The following is a 17,566-nucleotide window of genomic DNA, read 5'->3' as shown; positions in this document are numbered from 1 at the left end:
CGTTCAGAGGGTCTCCAGCCAGGTGTGCACGGCTTTCGCGGTGGTCTCGGCGTCCGAGTCCACCAGGCTGAAGTGGTCGCCCGGCACCGTCACCACGGTGTCCGCGCGGTGCCACGTCGTACGCCAGGTCGCCGGGTCTTCGCTCGCACGCGCGGGATCGTCGCCGGCGGTGGTGAAGCGGTGCTCGGGTTGCAGCAGCACCGTCGGCGCGGAGACGGCGGGCAGGCCGAGGCCGTCGAGCAAGCCCAGGTAGTGCGCCATCGCGGTGAGCTTGTCCCGGTCGAACGGGCCGTACTGGTCCTCCCGTTCGAGCATGCCGGAGGCCATGTCCGCGACGGTGTCCGCGGTCTGCTCCCCGCCGCCGTTCATCTCGTAGCTGTCGAGCAGCACGATCGCGGCCGGAGCCCGGCCGGTCTCCTCGAGCCGCGCGGCCAGCTTGTAGGCCAGCACACCCCCGGAGGAGTAGCCGAGCAGCGCGAACGGCTCGTCGCCCGCGGTCAGCCGGACGCTTTCCGCGAGCACGTCCAGCAGGGACTCGACGTCGGCAGGAATCCGTTCCCCGGCCAGGAAACCGGGCGTCGGCAGGGCGGAGAAGCCCCGCGTTCCCCGGAACCGGGCGGCCAGCTTCGCGTACTGGTAGGCGCCACCCATCGCCGCGGGCGGCGGAACGGCCAGCAGCCGGGGTGCGGCCGGGCCTTCGGCCAGGTCGAGTGCACGGGGTTCCTCGCCGAGGTCGGCGACTCCGGTGAACTTCGGCCGCAGGTTCGCCGCGGCGGCCAGCAGTGCGATGCCGTCCTCGACCCGGCCGCCACGAACCGCTCCGAAGAACATGTCCTTCAACGGATTCGCGTTCTCCCCGGTTCCGGGTCCGGTGAGCGCACCGAGCAGGTGCGTGGCGAGTCCGGCCGGAGTGCGGTGGTCGAACACGACCGACGCCGGCAGCGCCATGCCGGTCGCGCTCGTGATGCGGTTGCGCAACTCCACTGCGCTCAGCGAGTCGAATCCCGCCTCGAGGAAGTGCGCATCCGGGTCGATGGCGTCGGTGTCGCCGTATCCGAGCAGGTCGGCTGCCTGCGCCACCACGAACTCGCGCAGGCCTTTCTCGGTGATCTCCAGATCCACAGTGGACTCTTCGACCACGGAGCGCCGCTTCTTCACCGGCGCGACCCGGTGTGCGCCAGTCGCCGCGGACTCAGCTTCACCCAGCACCACCGATGCCGCGGAAGCCACCGGCTGACCGGAGAGGTCGGTGAGCAGCAACGAAACCGAGTCGTCACCGGTCCGCGTCAGCTTGGCCCGCAGACGCGACGCACCAGTGGCGAACAGGCGGAAGTCGTGCCATTCCACCGGCTGGCCACCCACACTGGACAGTGCCGCGTCGAGTGCGATCGGGTGCACCCCGAACTGCCCGGCCCGGTCCCCGGGCGCGAGGTCGACTTCGGTGTGGGACGAGCCGTCCGCCGGCGGCCACTGGGTCAGCGGCTCGGGCTCCGGGCCGACGTCCGCGGCCACGACTCCTTCCGCGTGGCGAACCCAGCTCTCCCCGGTTCGCGAGTGGACGGTGACCGGCCGGCGGCCGTCGCCATCGGGCTCGCCGACGACGACTTGCAGCTCGATCGTCGTGTCACCGAGGGCCAGCGGGGCATCGGTGCGCAGCCGTACCAGCCGCCCGCATCCGACCTCGTCTCCGGCTCGCACGGCCAGTTCCACGAAACCTGCCGTCGGGAACACGTCCCCGGACGGCCAGGTGGACCGCGAAAGAGAGACCGGCAGGACCACAGTGGACGATCCGGCCACGGTCAGCGGTGAACCGGTCAACGCCACCTCACCAATGTCCCGGCGTGCCTCCATGTCCACCGTGGGCCAATACCGTGTGCGGTGGAAGGCGTACGCCGGCAGGGAAACCGTGTTCGCGACTCGACCGGAGAACAGCTTCCCCACATCCAGACCGGCTCCGCACACGTGCAGCTGACCGGCCGCGAGCAGCGCTGCGGCAACTTCCGGCCGGTTCTTCCGGAGCACGGGCACGAAGACGACGTCCTCGGTGTCGTCCAGCGAGGTCTGCGCAGCCGCGGTGAGCACACCGTCGGTGCCCAGCTCCACATATCGGGTGGCGCCCGCCGCCCGGACGGCCTCGGCGAACCGGACCGTGCCGCGGCAGTTGGCGACCCAGTGTGAGGGATCGCGCAGCTCGTCCGTCACCGCTTCGCCGGTGACCGTCGAGACCACCTCGATGACGGGCTTGTCGTAGGCCAATTCCTCGGCGATCTCCTCCAGCTCTTCGACAATCTCGTCCAGCAGCGGTGAATGCACCGCGCAGTCGATCGGAAGCCGCGTGGTCCGCCTGCCGAGCTTGCCGAAGTGTTCCGCCACGGCCAAAACGCCTGATTCGGCACCGGAAACCACTACGGACTTCGACCCGTTCACGGCGGCCAACGCTGTCTTCTCACCGAGCAGCGGCCGCACCTCGTCAGCAGTCGCCTCGATCGTGAAGACGGCACCAGGTGGTGTCTCGGCCATCAGTTGTCCGCGGTGCGCGACGAGCTTCACCGCGTCGTCCAAAGTGAACACCCCGGCCAGATGTGCGGCCGTGATCTCCCCGACCGAGTGTCCGATCAGCACGTCCGCGCGCTGACCCCACGACTCCAGCAGCCGGTACAGCGCCACGGAAAAGGCGAACACGGCAGCCTGACCGAACTGGGTACGGTCCAGCAGCTGGGCCTCAACCGTACCCTCGTCGGCGAACATGACCGCGCGCAGCGAGTGCCCCAGGTACGGGTCGAACTTTCCGGAGACCCGATCCAGCTCGTGGGCGAAAATCGGGAAAGCGTCGTAGAGCTGCGCGCCCATGCCGGCGTGCTGAGTTCCCTGCCCGGGCAGCAAGTACGCGGTACGGCCGCCCGGACGGGCCCGGCCGATGACCGAGCCTTCCGACGTGTCCGAAGCAGACAGAGCGATCAGCGCGGCCCGTAGCTCCGCCGCGTCCGAGCCGACCACCGCGGCGCGGTGCTGGAAGAGCGGGCGGCGGACGGCCTGGGAGTAGACGAGGTCCAGGACACTGACCTCGTCGAGCCGGCCGAGCAGCGCACGGGCCTGGCCGGGCAGCGCCGCCACCGTCCGGGCGGAGAGCACCAGCGGCGGAAGGGGTCCGCCCGGGTCGGTGCGATCGACAGCCTCGGCCGGCGTCGGCGCGGGTGCCTGCTCCAGGATCACGTGCGCGTTGGTGCCGCTGTAGCCGAACGCCGACACCGCGGCCCGGCGTGGCCGGTCCACCTCGGGCCACGGACGGGACTCGTCCAGCAGCCGCACCGTCCCGGCGGCCCAGTCGACCTCGTGGGTCGGCTCGCCGGCGTGGAGGGTCGGCGGCAGGACACCGTGTTGCAGGGCCTGCACCATCTTGATTACTCCGGCGACGCCGGCGGCCGCCTGCGTGTGCCCGATGTTCGACTTCACCGAACCCAGCCACAGAGGGCGCTCGGCCGGGCGGTCGCGACCGTAGGTGGCCAGCAGCGCGGACGTCTCGATGCGGTCGCCGAGTGGCGTGCTCGCACCGTGTCCCTCGACGGCGTCCACTTCGGAGGGTTCGAGACCGGCCGCGGTGAGGGCACGGTGGATGAGTCGTTCCTGCGCCGGTGCGCTGGGTGCGGTCAGTCCGTTCGAGGCACCGTCCGCGTTGACCGCGCTGGACTTCACGACGGCGAGCACGTCGTGCCCGTGGCGACGGGCGTCGGAGAGCCGTTCGATCACCAGTACGCCGACGCCTTCGCCCCAGCCGAAACCGTCGGCTGCCGCCGAGTACGGCTTGCAGCGACCGTCCTTGGCCACCGTTCCGTACTGCGCGAACGGCGCGGGCGACACGAGCGCGGACACCCCGGCGACCAGCGCCAGCGAGCAGTCCCCGCCGCGCAACGCCTGGGTTGCCTGGTGCAGTGCAACCAAAGACGACGAACAGGCCGTGTCCACCGAGACCGCGGGGCCCTCCAGGCCGAACGCGTAGGCGACCCGGCCCGAGACCACGCTGCTGAGCGCACCGGAACCGCGGTAGAGCCCGCCCTGTTCCGTTGCTTCACCCGGGTCGTAGTCCGACTGCATCACGCCCACGAACACGCCTGTGTCGCTTCCCTTCAGCGCCACGGGATCCACCCCGGCGTTCTCCAGTGCGACCCACGACGATTCCAGCAGCATCCGCTGCTGGGGGTCCATCATGACCGCCTCGTTCGGGCTGATGCCGAAGAAGGCCGCGTCGAAGTCGGTCAGGCCGGGTACGAATCCGCCCTGCGGCGTGCCGCCGTCCGGAGCGATCTGCGGCAGCCAGTGCGCCATGTCCCAGGCCCGGTCGGACGGGAAGTCCCCGATCCCGTCGCGGCCCGCGGCCACCAGCTCCCACAGCTGCTCGGGCGTGCCGACGCCGCCGGGGAACCGGCAGGCCATGCCGACGATCGCGATCGGCTCGTCGCTGCCCAGCACCGTGGGCGCGGCCTCCCGCGGTGCCTCGCCCACGTCACCCAGGAGCGATTCGTGCAGGTGCGCGGCGAGCTCACCGGCGGTCGGGTGGTCGAAGACCAGCGTCGCGGTGAGGCCCAGGCCGGTGGCCTCGTTCAGCGTGTTGCGCAGCTCGACCGCGGTGAGCGAATCGAAGCCGAGGTCCTTGAAAGCGCGGTCGGCGTCGATCACGTCGGCAGAGCTGTGCCCGAGCACGGCGGCCGCGTGCTGCGCCACCAGTTCCCGCAGCTGCTCCAGCCGCTTCTCCGCGGGCAGCCGGATCAGCTTGCCCAGCAGGGAGTCCGCATCCGCGTCCTGTTCGGACACCGTACGCCGAGCCGTCGGGACCAGGCCGCGCAACAGATCGGGCACAGAACCGGCGGCCCGCCAGGCGGACAGGTCCAGTTTCACCGGAACGGTCGCTGCGGCGACTGAGGCGACGGCGGTGTCGAACAGTGCCAGCCCCTCGTCCGCGGTGAACGCGCCGAGCCCGTGCTTGCCCTGGGTGTCGCCGGCCATGCCGGATGCCGATTCCCACATGCCCCAGGCCAGCGAGTGAGCCGGCTTTCCCTCGGCACGGCGGTGTTCGGCCAGCGCATCGAGGAAAGCGTTCGCGGCCGCGTAGTTCGCCTGCCCGGGTGCGCCGAGCACCCCGGCAGCCGAGGAGAAGGTGACGAAGGCGGACACGTCACCGGCCAACTCGTGCAGATGCCAGGCAGCGAGTGCCTTCGGGTCGAAGACGCTGTCGATGCGCGCCGGAGTGAGCGAGGACAACACACCGTCATCGAGCACCCCCGCCGCGTGCACCACAGCGGTGACCGGATGCTTCTTGAGCAGCCGAGCGACGGCTTTCCGGTCGGTCAGATCGCACGCGGCGACGATCGGTTCCACGCCCAGCTCGGCGAGTTCCGCGGCCAGCTCCCCCGCGCCGGGTGCCTGGTCCCCACGCCGGCTCACGAGCAGCAGCTTCTTCGCACCGTGGCGCGCGAGATGCGTCGCGACGAGCCGCCCGAGCGCCCCGGTACCGCCGGTGAGCAGTACCGTTCCCGCTGCCCAGTCGATCGGCTCGGCGGCCTCCGGTACGGCCCGCGCCAGCCGGGGGACGCGCACCTCGCCGCCGGTCACCCGCACAGCCGACTCGTCGCCACCGGCGATCGCCGCCAGCTGCTCGTCCGCCGGATCGCCCTCGATGAGCACGATCCGGCCCGGGTTCTCCCCCTGTGCCGAACGGATCAGCCCGGCCACGGCGGCGCCGGCCAGATCACTGCCGGTCACCACCAGCAGCGTGCCGGATCCCTCGGCCAGCTTCTCCCGGACGGTCGCGAGTGCGTTGTGGACAGCCGTTTTCGCTGCCTTGGCGTCATTCCCGGCCTTGACCCGGTAGACCTCGTAGCCGGTTCCCGCGACGTCGGGCAGCGTGGCCGGGACCCACTCGACCTGGAACAGCGAGTCCGGGCCACCGGGCGCTGTCCGTGCCGCGGCCAGCTGCTCGTCGCTGATCTCCCGCAGTTGCAAGGTGCCGACCCGGGCCACCGGCGCACCGGTCGCGTCCGCGAGCCGCAACTCCACCGCTTGCGGACCGGACGGACGGACGTGCACGCGCAGCGTGGTCGCACCGGTTGCGAGCAGTTCCACGTCGGACCAGGCATACGGCAACGTGGTGCCTTCGCCGGCCGCGGAGCTGAGACCCACCGCGTGCAGTGCCGCGTCGAACGCGGCGGGATGCAGGCCGAAGGCCTCGGCGCCCAGCCGGTCCTGCTCGGGCAGGGAAACGTCGGCGTAGACGTCTTCACCGTGCTGCCAGGCCGCGCGCAAACCCCGGAAGATCGGGCCGTACGCCATTCCCGCCTCGGCCAGCACGTCGTACATGCCCTCGACGTCGATCATCTCGGCGCCGGCGGGCGGCCACTCCGTCAGCTCGAAGGTGGCTCCGGCCGCCGCGGGCGCCAGCGTCCCGTCGGCGTGCCGGGTCCAGCCGCCCGCGGCGGCCAGATCGTCGGGGCGCGAGTGGACACTGATCGGGCGGGTTCCCTCCGCGGTCGGCGTGCCGATCCGCACCTGGATCCGGGCCGCGCCCTTGGCCGGCAGCACGAGCGGCGCGTGCAGGGTCAGCTCACGCACCCGGCCGCAGCCGACCTCGTCACCGGCCCGCACGGCCAGCTCCACGAACGCCGTCCCGGGCACCAGGATCGCACCGCCCACCACGTGCTCACCCAGCCAGGGGTGGGTGGCGGTGGAGATCCGGCCGGAAAGCACCACGCCGTCCGGATCCGCGAGCAGCGTCGCCGCACCCAGGAGCGGGTGGCCGACCGGGTCGAGCCCCATCGCCGTGACGTCGCCGGAACCGGCTTCCACGTCCAGCCAGTAGCGCTGGTGCTGGAAACGGTAGGTCGGCAAGTCGGCATGTCCGGCGCCGCGCGCGGCGAAGTGCGCGGCCCAGTCCGGAACAACGCCGCGGACGTGCAGCGTCGCCAGCGCGGTGATCAGTGCGACGTCCTCCGGCACCTCGCGCCGCTGCGCGGGAACGGCGACAGCGTCCGCGGCGGACTGCGGGACGACGGCGCTGAGCGGCGAATCCGGACCCACTTCCAGGAACCGGGTCACGCCTTCGGCCGTGAGCGCACGCACGGCGTCGGCGAACCGCACCGGCTCGCGGACGTTGCGTATCCAGTACTCCGGGTCGGCCAGCTCGGCGTGCACCTCTTCGCCGGTCACGCTGGACACGACCGCCACCGACGGCTGCGTGTACGTGAGAGTTTCCGCCACCGCACGGAATTCCCCGAGCATCGGTTCCATCAACCGCGAGTGGAACGCATGCGAAACCTTCAACCGCGTCGTGCGACGGCCGGCCTCGGCGAACTTCTCGGCCACCGCGAGCACCGCGGCCTCAGCACCCGAGAGGACGACTGACCGCGGACCGTTCACGGCGGCGACGTCGATTGTCCCTTGTGGATCGTATGCGGCGACTTCCTCCGGAGTACCTTCGACGGCCACCATCGCGCCGCCCTCCGGGAGCGCTTGCATCAGCCGACCGCGAGCGGCTACCAGCTTCGCGGCGTCAGCGAGGGAGAACACGCCGGCGCAATGTGCGGCGGCGAGCTCACCGATGGAATGCCCGCACAAGGCGTACGGTGCGATCCCCCACGACTCGACCAGGCGGTACAGCGCGACCTCGAACGCGAACAGCGCGGCCTGAGTGTTCCCGGTCTGGGTCAGCGCCTCCGCGTCCTCCTCGGCGACCGTCCGAATCGGACGCTCCAGATACCGGTCGAGCTCCGTGCACACGGCAGCGTAAGCCTCGGCGAACACCGGGAACGCCGCAGCCAGCTCGCGGCCCATCCCGAGCCGCTGCGAACCCTGTCCGGAGAACAGGAACGCGACCGTCGCGTCTCCTCGCACCAGGCCGTTCACCGCGCCGGGCTCACCGTTGGCGAGCGCCGTCAACGCGTTCCGCAGTTCCTCGGCGGAGTTGCCGACCACGGCCGCACGGTGGTCCAGGTGCGTGCGCGCGGCACCCAGCGTGCGTGCCACGTCGAGCAGCGGCAGCTCCGGATCTGCGGCAAGGTGCTCTGCCAGGCCCTGTGCCTGCGCCCGCAATGCCTGCGCAGTACGGCCGGACAGCACGAACGGCACCGCCGCGTCGTCCGCCGACACGTCCTCGACCGCCTCCGGGTCCGGCGCCTCCTCGATGATGACGTGCGCATTGGTCCCGCTCAGTCCGAAGCACGAGACCGCGCCGCGACGCGGCCGGCCGGCCCGCTGCCACGGCCGCGCCTCGGTGAGCAGTTCGACCCGGCCCGCGGACCAGTCCACCTGCTTGGTCGGCTTGTCGACATGCAGGGTCTTCGGCAGCTCGCCGTGGTCGAGCGCCAGCACGAGTTTCAGTACGCCGGACACCCCGGAGGCCGCCTGTGTGTGTCCCAGGTTCGATTTGACCGAACCGAGCCACAACGGCTCCTCGCGGTCCTGACCGTAGGTCGCCAGCAGCGCCTGCGCCTCGATCGGATCGCCCAGTCTGGTCGCCGTCCCGTGCGCCTCGACGACGTCGACCTCGTCGGGCTTCAGGCGAGCGTTCGCCAGAGCCTGCCGGATCACGCGCTGCTGCGCCGGCCCGTTCGGCGCGGTCATGCCGTTGGAAGCGCCGTCCTGGTTGATCGCGGTGCCACGCACGAGGGCGAGCACGGGGTGGCCGTTGCGGCGCGCGTCGGAGAGCCGCTCCACGAGCAGCATGCCGCAGCCCTCGGACCAGCCGGTGCCGTCCGCGGAGTCGGCGAACGCCCGGCAACGCGCACTGCGCGCGAGCGTGCCGTCGAGGGAGAACTCCACGAAGGTGCGCGGAGTGGACATGACCGAGACGCCACCGGCGAGGGCGAGTGTGCATTCACCGCTGCGCAGAGCCTGCACCGCCAGGTGCAGTGCGACGAGCGAGGACGAGCACGCGGTGTCGATGGTGACCGCGGGTCCTTCGAGCCCGAAGGTGTAGGCGAGCCGGCCGGAGATGACCCCGGACGAACCGTAACTGCCCTGGTAGTTGTGGTACATCGTGCCGGCGAACACACCGGTCGGGCTGCCCTTCACCGAATGCGGCGCGATCCCGGCGCGTTCGAAGGCCTCCCAGGACGTCTCCAGCAGCAGCCGCTGCTGCGGGTCCATCAGCAACGCTTCGCGCGGGCTGATGCCGAACAGGTCGGCGTCGAAACCGAGCGCCTCATGCAGGAAACCGCCCTCCCGCACGTAGCTCGACCCGGGACGCTCTCCGGTCGGATCGTAGAGCCGGTCGAGGTCCCATCCGCGGTCGGCGGGGAACTCACCGATCGCGTCCACCCCGTCGTGCAGCAGCCGCCAGAGGTCCTCGGGCGTGTCCGCGCCACCCGGGAGCCGGCAGGCCATCCCGACGATCGCGATCGGCTCGCGCGCGGCTTCGGTGAGCTTGCGGTTCTTTTCGCGCAACCGCTCGGTTTCCTTCACCGACGCTCGGAGCGCACCGACCAGTTTGTCCTCGGAGTTGCCCACGTGTCTTCGTTCCTTCCACGTCGATCGCGCCGGACGCCAGCGACGATACGAGCGCGCGCCCGCCACGACCCACCCCTAACGGCCCCTGCCACGCCCGCAGCCCCGCACGCCAAGGTCCGCTTTAGACGGTCTTTAGGGGTTGTCGCCTCACCTCGGCGGATGCCAGATTTCCCTGACGTGCCAAGCACTTTCATCGGCTCGTTTTCGCTGGGGAGCCCGCTTTCGGCTAGCACTAGGACTGGGGAACGGTATGCACACGGTGACACGCAGGCTTCTGGTCGTGGGAGCCCACGGCGACGACGAAACGCTCGGCGCGGGCGGTACCATCGCCCGGCTCGCCGACGAGGGCGTCACCGTCTCGCTCTGCATCCTGACCAACGACGACGGTTCGCGCTCGGTGAGCGGCGCCGGGGTCGTCAACCGCACCGCGGCCATCGAGCTGGCCGCGAAAACCCTCGGTGTCGACCGGGTGCGCGTGCACGAGTTCGGCGACAACCGGCTGGACACCGTCAGCCACCTGGACATCAACCGGGTGGTCGAGCAGGAGGTCCGCGAGTTCGAACCGGACACCGTCTTCACCACCAGCATGTGCGATCTGAGCACCGACCACGCGCTGGTCAGCCGGGCCGCGCGGGTCGCGGGCCGGCCGGGCAAGGGCCCGGTGCGCGAGGTCCGCACGTTCGAGATCCGCTCCGCCACCGACGTCGGGGAGGCCTCCGGGCTGCCGGTCGCCTTCCGGCCGAACTGCTGGCAGGTGCTCGAGGAAACCCACCTCGAACGCAAGATCGAGGCACTGCGCGCCTACGGCAAGGAACTCGAGCCGTGGCCGAACCCACGCAGTGAACGCGGGGTGCGCGCCCTCGCCGAATACCGCGGCTCGCAGATTTCGGTCGGGCTGGCCGAGGCGTTCGAGATCGTCCGCACGGTCCGGTGACCACCGCGATCCGCGCTTGTCCGCCATTCTTCCACTGCCCTGCCAGAAACGGGTGAACCGGGATGACCAGTACTGTCGCTGAATTCGCAACCACTGCCGAACCCGCCACGCTGACCTCGGTCGCGGTGCTCGGGATGGGGTACGTCGGCCTGCCCACCGCCCTGGGCCTGCACGCCGGCGGGGTCGAGGTGATCGGCATCGACCTGTCGCAGAACCGGCTGGACGCGATCCGCTCCGGCCGCGTGGACCTGATCGAGGCCGACCACCGCCGGCTCGAAAAGGCGGTGCACCAGGAGGATTTCCGGCTCACCACCGACTCGTCGCGGATCGCCGACGCGGACGCCGTGCTGGTGTGCGTGCCGACCGGGCTCGACGAGTACCTGATGCCCGACCTCGGCCCGCTGGAGAGCGCGTGCGCGCAGCTGGTCACGCACGCGCGCCGCGGCCAGACGCTGATCCTCACCTCCACCAGCTACGTCGGCACCGCGCACCGGCTGCTGGTGAAACCCCTGACCGCCAAGGGTTTCACCGTCGGGCGTGATCTGTTCGTGGCCTCCAGCCCGGAGCGGATCGACCCGGGCAACGTCACGCACACGCAGGCCGAGACGCCGCGTGTGCTGGGCGGGGTCACGCCGGTCTGCACGGCGATGGCGCAGCGCGTGATCACCGTGCTCACCCCCGCCGTGCACTGCGTCAGCTCCCCGGAGGCCGCGGAGATGACCAAACTGTACGAGAACACCTTCCGCGCGGTGAACATCGCGCTGGCCAACGAGTTCGCCGAGATCAGCGACGGGTTCTCGATCGACCCGATCGAGGTGATCGACGCGGCGGCCAGCAAACCGTACGGGTTCATGGCCTTCCACCCCGGCCCGGGCGTCGGCGGGCACTGCATTCCCTGCGACCCGCACTACCTGCTCTGGCAGCTGCGGGCGACGCAGAGCAACGCGCCACTGGTCACGCAGGCCATGCACGCCATCGCCGAACGGCCGAAGCAGGTCGTGGACCGGGTGCTGAACACCCTTTCCCGCGACGGCAAGGGAATGTCGGGCACCCGGGTACTGGTGGCCGGCGTGACCTACAAGCCGGGGGTGGAGGACGTGCGCTCGTCGTCCGCGCTGGACATCCTCGACCTGCTCGCGGCGAAGGGCGCGAAGGTCGGTTACCACGATCCGCTCGTGCCGAACGTCCGGGTGACCGGCGGTTCCCTCGACAGCGTCATGGACCCGGACGGACGGGATTGGGACGTCGTGCTGATCCACACCGTCCACCCCGGACACCGCTACGACTGGATCGAGCAGTGCCCCACCGTCATCGACGCCACTTACCGTTTCGACCGCGCGCTGTTCGCACACTGAAGGAGAGACCGTGCGTTACCTGATCACCGGCGGGGCCGGGTTCATCGGCTCCCACCTCACCGAGCACCTGCTGGCGCGCGGCGACGAGGTCGTCGCGCTCGACAACCTGAGCACCGGCACCCTGGACAACCTCACCGGTGTCGCCGGGCATCCCGGGTTCCGGTTCGTCCGTGGCTCGATCACCGACCCGTCGACGGTCGAGGCATGCATGCCCGGCGTCGACGCGGTGTTCCACCTCGCCGCCGCGGTGGGCGTCTTCACGATCCTCGACAGGACTCTGGACAGCCTGCGCACCAATCTGCACGGCACGGAAATCCTGCTCGACGCGGCGCTGCGGCACGACGCGGCGATCCTGGTCGCCTCCACCAGCGAGGTCTACGGCAAGAACACCGTCGACGGCCTCACCGAGGACAGCGACCGGATCATCGGTTCACCGCTGAAGAACCGCTGGTCCTACGCCGAGGCCAAGGCGCTCGACGAGACCTTCGCCTACCTGTACGCGAAGGAACACGGCCTGCGCACGGTGATCGTGCGACCGTTCAACACGGTCGGCCCGCGGCAGACCGGACGCTACGGGATGGTCATCCCGCGGTTCGTCACGCAGGCGCTGGCCGGCGAGCCGATCACCGTGTTCGGCGACGGTCAGCAGACGCGCTGCTTCTGCCACGTGCACGACGTGGTGCCCGCACTGGTGGACCTGCTCGCCGACGAATCGGCGCACGGCAAGGTGTTCAACCTCGGCAGCACCGAGCAGACCACCATTTCCCAGCTGGCCGAGCGGGTGATCGCGGCGACCGGCTCGGCCAGCACCATCGCGAAGGTTCCCTACGAGGAAGCCTACGGCGAAGGCTACGAGGACATGCAGCGCCGCATCCCGGACTGCACCCGTGCCTACAACCAGATCGGTTTCGTACCCACCCGCACCCTGGACGACATCATCAGCGCGGTGGTCACCGACCGCCGCGGCTGACGGAACGGGGCGGGCCGAGTTTGCGGTAGATCGTCCGCAGCTGCTCCGCCACGGCGTTCGCGGATACCCCCAGTGTCTCCGCGATCGCCGTGGCGGGAGTGCCGGTCGCGGCGAGTTCCGCCACCCGCAACTCGAAAACGGTCAGTACCGCCGGAGCGGTTTCCTCTCCGGTCTTCACCGCGCGGTGCCCGCACCGGCCAGTTCACCGGCGAGCGCGCTGCGCCCGGTGACGCCCAGTTTCCGGTACACCCTGGTCAGGTGCTGCTCCACAGTGGACACCGTGATGTAGAGCGTCTCGGCGATCTGCCGGTTGGTCCGCCCGTGCGCGGCCAGTTCCGCGACCCGCAGTTCGGCGTCGGACAGCGTGGTGGATGACAAGGTCGTGTCGACCGGCCCGGCCGGGTCCGATTCCGGCCGTGGTTGCAGTGGCGCCGGCAGTTCCGGCTGCGGAGCCGGTCCGCCCGCCACCGGCCGCGGCGCGACCGACCGGGCCGCCGGCTGCCGCGGTACCCGTACCGGCTTGACCAGGCCCGCCGAGCGTTCCGCTCGCTGGCTCAGCTGGTTGATCGCCCGCACGGTGCGCGCCAGCTCGAGCCGGTCACCGGAGTCCTTGAACCCTTCCACGGCCCGGGTCAGCAGGCCGTGCCGCGCCGAAGGGGCCCCCGCGAACGCGAGCACGCGCAGTGCCGAAGCCCGCGTGTAGGCGTCCGTCGGCGCACTGTCGCCCAGCTGCTGTTTGGCCAGCTCCACCGCCAGCGTCGGATTCCGCAGCCGCAGGTTCGCCTCGGCGAGATCGGTCCGCCACGGCGCCACGGCCGGCAGGTCGAGCTCCTCCTCGCGAAGAAAACGCTGGCACTGCTGGAAATCACTGACGGCGGCGAGACCACGGTTGGTGGCCAGGTGGAACTGCCCGCGAGCACGGAGGTACCGCAGCCCGCCGAGCGTCCGCAACGCCACGTCCGGCAGGGGATGCCGCAGCACCCCGGCCGCCGCCTTGAACGCACCGGCGGCGGTGTGCGCGGCCAGCAGCGTGCCGAGCGGATAGCAGATCGCCACGCCCCAGTTCGGCGCGTCGAGCAAGGCCAGCGTGCGGTTCGCCAGGTCCGCGGCCGCCGCCGGCTCGCCCCGGCGCAGCAGCAGGCCCGCGCCGATCGCGTCGAGCATCGCCTTCCAGGTCACCGCACCGCGGTACTCCGCCTCCTCGGCGAGCGAGGCGCACCAGCCCTCGGCACGGTCGGTCCGGCCGTCGTAGCCGAGCGCGAGGATCGCGGTGGCCAGCGCTTCCAGTGAGGTGTCGGACAACCGGCAGTTCTGCAGGATGCGCTCGGCACTCGCCGAGGTTTCCTCGGTGCCGCCGGTACGCCACACCGAGGCCAGCGATTCCGCTGTGCGCAGCCAGGGATCGTCGGGCTCCGCCGACACCGGCGCCGAAGTGCCGTAGTGCCAGTACGCGGCCAGGGTCAGCTCCGCGGCGATGCGCGGATGCAGTGGTTCCAGGTCGTCGCCGAGCCCGGCCACCGCGGTTTCGAACGTCTCCCGTTCCCCGAACCACAAGGCCTGCCGCACGAGCGCGAGCCGGTCCGACTGGTCCAGGCAGCTGCTCGACGCCCGCAGTGTGGCCAAATGTGGCGCGGCGGCCGCCGGGTTGACCCGCCAGGTGATCTTGGCCAGCAGCTGCGCGATGCTCTGCTGCTCCCATTCGGCGGTCGAAACCGACGCGGCGAGCCGAAGGCACCGGGTGGCGAAGTCGACGTCGTCGCCCAGCATCACCTCTTCCGCCGCGGCCACGAGCACCGGCAGCGCCCACTCCGCCTCGGCCGCACCGCAGGCGACGAGGTGCCGCGCGACCTCCGGTGCCGGCAGGCCCCTGGCGTGCTTCACTTCGGCAGCGCGAGCGTGCAGCCGCACCTTCTCCGGCCCCCGGAGCCCGCCGACCACCGCGGCCGCGGCCGGCTGCTGCCGGAACCGCACGCCGTCGACCAGCCCGGTTTCGGTGAGCAGACCGGTGGAGGCCTCGGCTTCGAGCGGGTCCACGCCGGCGACAGTGGCGACGGCTTCGGTGGTCACCTCGCTGTCCAGTACCGCGATCGCCGTGGCGACCTCCCGCAGCGGCGAACCGTAGCGGTGCAGGAGTCGTTGCACTGCCTCGGAATACACCGGACCGTGGTCCACCCTGCCGCGGTGCGCGTCGATGAGCGCACTGACCAGCAACGGGTTTCCCGCGCTGAGCCGGTGGATCTCCTCGGGCAGCCCGTCGTCGTCGTGGTCGGCGACCAGCTCCGCGATCGCCTCCACGGTGAACGGCCTCAGCTGGACGTGCCAGTGCGGCTGTGCGGCGAACCGCAGGCCGTCGCCGGTGTACCAGCTGTCCGGATGAGTGCCGATCAGCAGCAACGCCGCCGAACGCGCCCGCCGCTGCAGGCGCAGCAGCAGCCGCGCCGAAGTCTCGTCCACGTGCTGGAGGTCGTCCACCGCCACCAGCACCGGCCGTTCCCGCGCGAGCCGGTGCAGCGCACCGCACAGCGCGGCGATCCGGTCCTCCTCACCGGCGGTGTCCCCGGTGGTCGTCGCCGTCGGCAGCGCCGGGCTCGCCAGCAGCTGGTCCAGCACCCCGCCGTCGATCTCCCGTTCGTCCGCCGCCCCGGCCGCGGTCAGGGTGAGCACGCCCAGTTCCCGCGCCCGCGCCACCACCTGGTTCAACACCTGTGTCTTCCCGCTGGCCGGCCCCCCGCCGATCAGCACCGTGTCCCCCGTGCCCGCGTCGCACTCGATCAGCAACCCTTCGATCAGTGCTACGGCCTCGGGTGGCTCGGTGCGGCGGTTCTGCCCCCAGTTCTCGCCCATCGCAAGCTCCTCGACCCGACAGTCCTGGTTCTCTGCAGGTAGAACCGTCGCAGGCGACCCCTAAGCACAGCCAACCGCAACCTAAAGTCACTCGAACAGGTGAGATCGGCTACGCGGCGTGTGCACGGCGGTAGGGGTTGCCGCGGCCGCGTGCGGTCCGAACACTCCTGGGACTGTGACTGTCCTGAACGAAACCGCCGTGAGCCGGTGGATCCGGCGCTTCCACCCGTCCGCCCGCGCCCGGGCGCGGCTGGTCTGCCTGCCGCACGCCGGCGGGTCGGCGACCGCGTACTTCCCGTTCTCCCGCGCGGCCACCGAAGCCGGTCTCGAAGCCGAGGTGGTCGCGATCCAGTACCCCGGCAGGCAGGATCGCCGTGGTGAGCGGTGTCTCGACGACGTCGGCGCCATGGCCGACGCGATCGCCGAGGACCTGCGGCAGTGGTCGGATCTGCCGCTGGTGCTGTTCGGTCACAGCATGGGCGCCACGGTCGGCTACGAGGTGGCGCGCCGGATGCAGGCGCAGGGCCGTCCGCCGGCCGGGCTGTTCGCCTCCGCCTGCCGTGCGCCGTCCGCGCACCGCATCGAGTACGTCCACCAGCGCGACGACGAGGGCCTGATCGCCGCGTTGAAGGAACTCAGCGGCACCGACGCCGGCGTCTTCGGCAACGAGGAGCTGCTGCGCATGGTGCTGCCCGCGATCCGCGGCGACTACACCGCCGTGGAGACCTACCGGCACCGCACTGGCGTGGAACCGGCGTGCCCGCTGCAGGTGCTGACCGGCGACGCGGATCCCGTCACCACGCTCGCCGAGGCGGACGCCTGGCGCCGGCACACCACCGGTGAGTGCGCGGTCGAGGTGTTCCCCGGCGGGCACTTCTACCTGCACCACCAGCTGCCCGCGGTGCTCGAAGTGGTGGCCGCGCGGCTGACGTCGTGGCTCCCGGAGAACCCGTCGGTCTAGGGGTGGGGAAACCCCATGCCGGGTTCAGGTGCCGACCCCATGGTCCACCCGGCCACGGTCGGCGAAACTGGTGACACCAAGGACGAGGAACCACTCCCCCGGAGGTCAGTCATGATGGCGATCACCACCGCTCCCGGCGTCACCCAGCGGATGCTGGCCAACGGCCACCTGGAGCTGACCTGCCGCGACACCTCCCGGCACATCGAGTGCGAGCCGGTGGCCGCGGCCATGTGGATCGCGCTCAAACAGCACAACGGCGACATCGACCGGGCCGCGGAAGTCCTCTCCGCCCTGTGGGAGACCGACCCCGAGGACACCCGCTACGACCTGATCGCGCTGGCAGGCTCCCTGTGCTCGCTGGGCATGGCCCAGGAGGACTGAGCACGCCGGCCAGGCCAGGGTGGCAGCTTCCGCTCACCGGGTTCGAGACCGCGCAGCGAGCGGATCCCGTGCAGCGCCAGCAGTGGTTTGAGCAGCAGCCATTCCCCGAAGCGGTAGTCGTCCGCGGGCGCCAGCTTCGCGGCGAGATCGGGGCGCTGCCGCCGGAGATGGACACGAGCCTTGAACGCGTGCGCCGGCTGGGAAACGATCCTGATCCGGTCGACGTGCTCGAGCAGCGGGATGACGTTGGTGATGTTCTCCCACGTCGTCCGGCTCTCGTCCTCGATGAGCACGGGGCCGTCGTGGCCGAGCACAGATTTCGCGTAGCCGGCCATCAACCGGGCTTCGGCCGGGCCGTCGCCGGTGGCGCCCCCGCTGAAGATCACGCGAGTCCGGTCCGGAACGCGGATCGAGCGAAGCCCGGCGCGGACCCGCCAGCGGTTGACGAAGTTGGCCGCCGGCTGGGGATTCCGATACCCCAGCACGACGACCGCTTCGGCAGCGCCCTCGCCGGCCGCCGCCGGGAAACGAGACCGGCGCCAGTTCCACCATTCGCCCCAGACCAGCACCGCGGCTGCCGCCACTCCCGCCTGCTTCAGCACGGAACCGACTCCAGTGCGGTGTCG

Annotated in this window: 8 protein-coding genes and 1 pseudogene; 5 read left to right on the top strand and 4 right to left on the bottom strand. The window is 70.9% G+C overall.

From position 1 onward, the window contains the following. Positions 1 to 3: 3 nt before the first annotated feature. Positions 4 to 9,486: pseudogene (locus tag BJY18_RS32145) on the bottom strand (SDR family NAD(P)-dependent oxidoreductase); the annotation flags it as partial. Positions 9,487 to 9,745: 259 nt separating this feature from the next. Here BJY18_RS32145 and BJY18_RS32140 point away from each other — a divergent pair. From BJY18_RS32140 to BJY18_RS32130, 3 genes are all read left to right on the top strand, one after another. Beyond that, positions 9,746 to 10,429 carry a PIG-L deacetylase family protein gene (locus tag BJY18_RS32140; protein ID WP_184783621.1) on the top strand — a complete coding sequence of 228 codons (684 nt, stop codon included), beginning with the start codon at positions 9,746 to 9,748 and terminating at the stop codon, positions 10,427 to 10,429. A 62-nt stretch (positions 10,430 to 10,491) separates the two neighbouring features. Beyond that, the gene (locus BJY18_RS32135; protein WP_184783620.1) at positions 10,492 to 11,784 is read left to right on the top strand and encodes a nucleotide sugar dehydrogenase; all 1,293 of its coding nucleotides are present in this window, start codon (positions 10,492 to 10,494) and stop codon (positions 11,782 to 11,784) included. A gap of 10 nt (positions 11,785 to 11,794) precedes the next feature. Beyond that, positions 11,795 to 12,754, top strand: a complete 960-nt coding sequence (locus tag BJY18_RS32130; protein ID WP_184783619.1) for an NAD-dependent epimerase/dehydratase family protein — start codon at positions 11,795 to 11,797, stop codon at positions 12,752 to 12,754. Here the strand turns inward: BJY18_RS32130 and BJY18_RS32125 are convergent. Beyond that, on the bottom strand, positions 12,735 to 12,932 hold the full coding sequence (locus BJY18_RS32125; RefSeq protein ID WP_184783618.1) for a LuxR C-terminal-related transcriptional regulator: 198 nt from the start codon (positions 12,930 to 12,932) through the stop codon (positions 12,735 to 12,737). The two genes, BJY18_RS32130 and BJY18_RS32125, sit on opposite strands and share 20 nt — an antisense overlap. Further along, on the bottom strand, positions 12,929 to 15,598 hold the full coding sequence (locus BJY18_RS32120; RefSeq protein ID WP_184783617.1) for a helix-turn-helix transcriptional regulator: 2,670 nt from the start codon (positions 15,596 to 15,598) through the stop codon (positions 12,929 to 12,931). The genes BJY18_RS32125 and BJY18_RS32120 overlap by 4 nt, the downstream gene beginning before the upstream one ends. Positions 15,599 to 15,797: 199 nt before the next feature. Between BJY18_RS32120 and BJY18_RS32115 the strand changes: the two genes are divergently transcribed. After that, a complete protein-coding gene (locus BJY18_RS32115; RefSeq protein ID WP_312874031.1) occupies positions 15,798 to 16,559 on the top strand; it encodes a thioesterase II family protein in 762 nt (253 codons plus the stop codon). Positions 16,560 to 16,574: 15 nt separating this feature from the next. Next, positions 16,575 to 16,940 carry a hypothetical protein gene (locus BJY18_RS32110; RefSeq protein WP_246459032.1) on the top strand — a complete coding sequence of 122 codons (366 nt, stop codon included), beginning with the start codon at positions 16,575 to 16,577 and terminating at the stop codon, positions 16,938 to 16,940. On the opposite strand, the gene BJY18_RS32105 is transcribed toward BJY18_RS32110, so the two are convergent. After that, complete coding sequence (locus BJY18_RS32105; protein WP_312874030.1) at positions 16,880 to 17,542, bottom strand: YdcF family protein; 663 nt, start codon at positions 17,540 to 17,542, stop codon at positions 16,880 to 16,882. The two genes, BJY18_RS32110 and BJY18_RS32105, sit on opposite strands and share 61 nt — an antisense overlap. Positions 17,543 to 17,566 lie beyond the last annotated feature (24 nt).

The sequence above is a fragment of the Amycolatopsis jiangsuensis genome, from assembly GCF_014204865.1.
Lineage (GTDB): Bacteria > Actinomycetota > Actinomycetes > Mycobacteriales > Pseudonocardiaceae > Amycolatopsis > Amycolatopsis jiangsuensis.
The sequence above is the reverse complement of the archived record's forward strand: the minus strand, read 5'-3'. Positions and strand labels throughout refer to the sequence as shown.